Genomic DNA, 5,589 nt, shown 5'->3' with positions numbered 1-5,589 from the left:
CCGCGGCCCCTGGTGCTGTCGGCCGTGCCGGCGCGGCAGGCTTCGGCGCGACGGCCGCCGCGGCGCGCGGGGCGACCATCGTCGCCTCCTCGTCCGGCTCGGGCGCCGGCGCCTGGCCCGAGGCGGCGGCCTTCAGCGCGGCGAGAAAGGCCTCCGCGTTCGGGTAGCGCTCCTCGGGGCGCTTCGCCATCGCCTTGGCCACCACCGCGTCGAGCGCGCGCGGCGAGGTGACCGACAGGGTGGAAGGCGGCGTCGGGTCGGTGTGCAGCGCCTTGTGCATGATGGCGGTCATGCCGCCCTCGAAGGGACGCTCGCCGGTCAGCAGTTGGTAGAGCAGCACGCCCGAGGAGTAGATGTCGGTGCGCGCATCCACCGTCTGGCCCATGAACTGCTCGGGCGACATGTAGGCCGGCGTGCCCATGACCGTGCCGGCCTGGGTCATGCTGCTGCTCTCGATCCGCGCGATGCCAAAATCGGCGATCTTGCCGATCCCGTCGGTGGTGAGCATGAGGTTGGCGGGCTTGATGTCGCGATGGACGATGCCGCGCGCATGGCTGAAGGCGAGGCCCGTGAGCAGGTCTTCCATCACCTTCACGATCTGCGGCAGGGCCATGCGCTCCTGCTTCTCGATCAGGCTCTTGAGGCTCGGCCCGTCCACGAACTCCATGACGATGTAGGCGACGCCGTTGTCCTCACCGTAGTCGTAGACGCCGACGATGTTGGGATGCGTCAGGCGGCCGGCGGCCTGCGCCTCGCGCTTGAAGCGCGCCATCTCCTCGACCGCCTCGGTGTCGGAGGCGTCCGGGGTGCGTGCCGTCTTGATGGCGACCCGCCGGCCGATGATCGGGTCCCAGCCGTCATAGACGACGCCCATTGCGCCGCGGCCCAGCGTGCCGCGCAGCTCGTACTTGCCCAGCTTGCCGCCTGGCTCGATCACGCCGAACCCCCTGCCTTCCGCCCGGCCAGAAGCGCGCCGGCGCGCACGATCATAGGCGGGAAGCGGCGGCGAGCGAAACCGGGGCGGCGGGCCCGCCCTCGCCGATCACCGCGAAGGGCGCCCAGAAGAAGGGATGCGCCGCCTCCACCGGCAGGCCGCGGCCGGCATCGTCGAGCACGGAGAGCTGCGCGGCGCGGAGCGCCGCCGCGCTGCCGCGGCCGCCGGCGCGTTCCGCCATGGTCTTCACGACAAGGAAGGCCGCCATCCGGTCGTCCACCGCCCAGTGCGTCACCAGCAGCGCGCGCGCGCCGGCATAGAAGAAGGAGCGCGCGAGGCCCGACAGGCTCTCGCCCGCCGTGCTGCCGCCGGGACCGCCCGAGTTGCAGGCGGAGAGGATGACGAGATCCGCGTCGAGGTCGAGGTTGGCGATGGCCGAGGCCGTCAGCATCGCCGGCGTGGCGTCCGGCGCGTTCGGCGGCGTGGAGGCGAGGATCGCGGGCTCGGGCTGGCAGGCGATCTCGGCCGGCAGCACGGCATGCGTCGCGAAGTGCAGCACGCGGAAGTCGCGGAGCGAGGTGCGGCGCACGGCGTCGGCGGTGAAGGCCGGGCCGAGCAGCCGGTCGTCGGCGCGGGCGCCGAGGATCTGCCGCGCCGCGTCCAGCTCGCGCGTCGCGAAGGGCAGCGGCGGCAGTGCGGCGAAGAGCGCGGCGCTCTCCGTGCAGCCCTGCGCCGGGAAGCTGCGCGCGGCCTGCGCGCGGGAGGGCGGGCGGAAATCGCCGAAGCCGAACCAGGCGCGCTGGGCGCGCGACGGCTCGAGCCGGCGCAGCCCGACGAAGTTTGCGGCGGCGGGCACATGCGCGATCGCCACGCGGCGCACCAGGAAGGGCGCCTGCGCCAGCTGGTTCGGGTTGGCGGGCCCGGTCAGCAGCACCTCGAAGGGCAGCGCGAGCAGCGGGCCGGAGGGCGCCACGGACAGCGCCGTGGCGCCTTCCAGCGCCGATCCGACCTGGCCGAGCGTCGCGGCGTAGATCTCGGCCGCCGCCGCGGTGTCGAAGGTCGGCAGGCCTGGCCCGGTGCGCTCGATGCTGCCGCGCACGCGCCGCACGAGGCGCGCCATGCGGGGCTCGCCGCCCTCGACAGGTGCCGCGGCGATGCGTCCGTCGCGGAGCACGAAGGTCCAGCCGCCCTGGCCGGTCAGCACGATGGAGGCGAAGGCCTCGTTCGGACGCAGCGCCGCCAGCACCTCGCGCGCGCTCACCGCCTGCTGGACGAGCTGGCCGTACTGGGGGGCGGCCGCCTGCAGCGCGTCGTCGGCCTCGGACAGGCGCTGGCGGGCATCGGCGATGCGGCTCTCCAGCGCCTGCGCCGCCGGGGCGCGGCCCTCGGCGAGCAGCGTGTCGCGCTCCCGCAGCAGGTCGCCGAGGCCGTTCTGCGCGTCCTGGAAGCGCCGGATCGCCTCGCCCGCGGCGGGGTTGCGCGCGGCATCGGCGAGGCGGACGGTCGCTTGGTCGATCTGCTGCGCCGTCACGCCGGACTGCGCGAGCTGCGCGGCGGAGAACATTTCCTCGAGCAGCGCCTGGTTGTTGCCGCCGCGCGTCGCCACGGTGTGCCAGGCCGCGAGGCAGGGCTCGAGCAGCTCCGCCTCGATGCCGGAGCGGAGCTGGGTCAGCACGCCGACGGCGTTGCGGCAGGCGGCGAGCACCTCGTTCGGGCGGTTCAGCCGCGAGAGCATCTCGGCGCGCAGCAGTTCGGTGCGCGCCACGGGCCGCGTGTTGGGCACGCCGCGCGCGAAGGTCGAGGCCGCCTGGCCGAGCCCCGCCGCGGCGGCGGCCGTATCGCCCCGCGCGGCCTCCGCCATCGCTTCGGCACGTGCGAGGCGCGCGTTCACCACCGGCAGCTGCACGCGGTTGGCGCGCGCGAGCGTGGCCGCGGCGCGGAGCGAGTCCTCGGCCTCCTGCCCCCGGTTCAGGCCCCGCAGCGCGACGGCACGATAGCGCCGCACCTCGACGAGGCCGAGCAGCGCGGTCCGGGTCTGCGGGTTGGCGAGCAGGTCGCCGCCGCCGAGCGGATCGGCGCCGCGCGGCGCCTGGCGCGCCGCGAGGACGCTGGCCGGCAGCTGGCGCGAATACTCCGTCGCCGCGCGATCCAGCTGCGCGAGGGCATCCCCATGCTTGTCCTGGTTCAGCAGGTGAAGGCCGCGGTAATGCGCGACGCGGCCCGGCAGCGTCGCGTCCGCCCCGGCGCGGCGCGACAGCGTGTCGGCCCGGTTCAGCGCATCGTCGGCGGCCGGGAAGCGGCCCTGGTTCGACAGCTGCAGCGAGAGCAGCGCGAGCGTCGTCGCCAACGCCGGGTTGTCGGCGCCGAGCGCGCGTTCCTGCAGGCCGAGCGCCGCGCGGTAGGCGGTCTCGGCCGCGGCGTAGTTCTCGGCCTGGTTGGCGCGGCTCCCCGCCGCCATCAGCCCTTCATAGGCCCCGATGTCGTTGGAGCCGAAGGCGCGCGCCGCAAGCCGGTCGGCCAGCAACTGCTCGGCGCCGGAGGCCGGCGCATTCGCGGCTTCCGCCCGTGCGCGGCCGGTGGCGATGCCGATCGCGCGCTCCATCGCGGGCAGCGAGGGCAGCACGCCGTCGGCCACCCAGCTCTGACCACCGACCGAGGCGACGAGCCCGACGTGCGGCCAGCCGCCCGCGCGGCGCGTACATTCCAGAACCAGCGCGGGCTGATCGCCGAGGATGGTGGTGGAGCGCGGCGCGTTGCAGGCGAAGCGCTGGTCGAGCCCGCTGCGCCACGCGCCGCCGGCGGCCAGCGAACCGATATCGCCGCTCACCTGCCGGATGCGCGCGCTCGGCTGTGTCCAGGTGCCGCAGAAGATCTCGAACCCGCCGTCGGAGGCGGCGCTGCGCGTGCAGGCCTCGCCCACCGCGTTGTTGCCGACCGGCTCGCCTTCGCTGCCGGCCGATCCGCCGACGAAGACCGAGGCCGGCGGCGTGGCGCAACCGGCGAGGCCGAGGAGGAGCAGTGGGAGCAGGCGGCGCATGGCCTCAGTAATCCCGGTCGGCGACGTTGGGTACCAGGATGTCCGCATCGTCGCGGTCGTCCTGCGTCACGATGTTGCCGAGTGCACGCAGCGGGTCGGTGTTCGTCGGCACCTGGACCACCAGCTGCACGCAGTTCACCGACCCCACCGGGCAGTCGTTGATCTTGTAGCTGGCGTTCGGCTGCGGCCCGAGGCCCGAGACCGAGGCCGCGGACTGCCCGGCGAAGCCGCGCACGGTGCCGCGCAGGTCGGCGCTGCCGTTGAGGCCGAGCACGGTCAGGTTGCGGATGACCAGGTTCGCCACGACGCTGCCACCAGTTCCAAGGTCGAAGGTCACGTCCGTGTCGGGCGCGCGGAGCGAGCCCAGCCGGATCTGCCCGCCGGTCTGCGGCAGCTGCAGCGCGAGGGTGGCGTTGGGCGAGCCCAGCGTGTTCACCGTCAGCAGCTGCGCCTCGATCAGCCCGCTGCCGGAGCCCAGGAACGCGCCCAACGTGCCCGGGATCGGCTCGGGCAAGCGGGTCAGCGGCACGGTGCCGGGCGGCAGGTCCACATAGGGCACGCCGCCGGTGTTGATCACCAGCGTGCCCATCAGCAGCTGCCCATCCGCCTGGATGATGATGGAGGGCGCCGCGATCGTGCCTTCCAGCCGCAGGTCGCCCTGCGCATCCACCACGATGGAGCGGCCGGCCGAGACGTCCCGCAGGACGATGAGCTGCGTCGAGGTGCCGTCCAGAATGAGGTCCTGGCCGGCGGTGCCGGTCACCGAGTTCGGCGAGTTGGAGGAGAAGGCGCCGCGGAAGGTCGCGCTGCCGCCCGCCTGGACCCGGAAGGTGCCGGTGGAGAGCGAGCCGGTGGCGGCCTGCGAGATGTCGCCGCCAGCCACGAGCACCATCGGATTCCCGAGGACCGTGCCGTCGAGCGTCATCGCCGTGCCCGCGGTCAGATTGATCGCTCCGCCCGAGATGAGCGAACCGCCGGCCGCCTGCGCCAGCGCGCCGCCAGCCGCCACGTTCACGCTGCTGGCCGAGACCCCGCCGTTCAGCGTGACGTTGCCGCCCGCGTTGAGCGCCAGCGGGCCGGAGAGTGCGAGGCTGCCGCCGGCCGCCTGCGCCAGGCTGCCGCCGATCCCGAACGTCGCGCTCGTCGCGGTGTTGAGACCGTCGAGCGTCGCCGAACCGGCCGAAACCGACAGCGGGCCGGACAGCGTCAGCCGTCCCGTGGCCGCCTGCAGCAGCGCGCCGCCGGTCGAGAGCGTTGCGGCCGTGGCGGTGTTGACGCCGTCGAGGGTGATGCCGGCATTCGCCGAGATCCCGAGCGGGCCGCCGAGCGCGAGGCTGCCACCCGCCCTCTGGTCGAAAGCGCCGCCGGCGCCGATGCCGGCCGAAGCGCCCGAGACCGCGCCGTCCAGCGTGACGCCGCCGGCCGCGTTGAGCGTCAGGCTGCCCGGCATCGACAGCGTCGCGCCGCCGGGCTGGCCGATGCTGCCGCCCGAGTTGACCAGGAGAGATGTGGCGCCGATGGCGCCGTCGAGGGCGACGTCGCCGCCGGCATTGACCTCGAGCGCGCCCGAGAGCGTCAGGCTGCCGCCGAGCGCGCCGGGCGCGCCGGGGGCCGCGCC

Annotated in this window: 3 protein-coding genes; all 3 read right to left on the bottom strand. The window is 74.5% G+C overall.

Going from position 1 to position 5,589, the window contains the following annotated elements:
• A partial coding sequence (locus tag L2I40_RS18100) for a serine/threonine-protein kinase (RefSeq protein WP_237216593.1) occupies positions 1–937 on the bottom strand: 937 nt, incomplete at its 3' end.
• A 49-nt stretch (positions 938–986) separates the two neighbouring features.
• Positions 987–3,971, bottom strand: coding sequence for a CHAT domain-containing protein (locus L2I40_RS18095; RefSeq protein WP_237216592.1), 2,985 nt, complete (start codon positions 3,969–3,971; stop codon positions 987–989).
• A 4-nt stretch (positions 3,972–3,975) separates the two neighbouring features.
• On the bottom strand, positions 3,976–5,589 hold a 1,614-nt coding region (locus tag L2I40_RS18090), incomplete at its 5' end, for an autotransporter adhesin family protein (protein ID WP_237216591.1).

The organism is Falsiroseomonas oryziterrae, assembly GCF_021864505.1.
GTDB lineage: Bacteria > Pseudomonadota > Alphaproteobacteria > Acetobacterales > Acetobacteraceae > Falsiroseomonas > Falsiroseomonas oryziterrae.
This window is presented reverse-complemented; position numbering and strand designations above follow the sequence as displayed.

Excerpts from the sequence above, each read along its gene's own strand:
- L2I40_RS18095 (WP_237216592.1), bottom strand. The coding sequence starts at position 3,971 with ATGCGCCGCCTGCTCCCACTGCTCCTCCTCGGCCTCGCCGGTTGCGCC.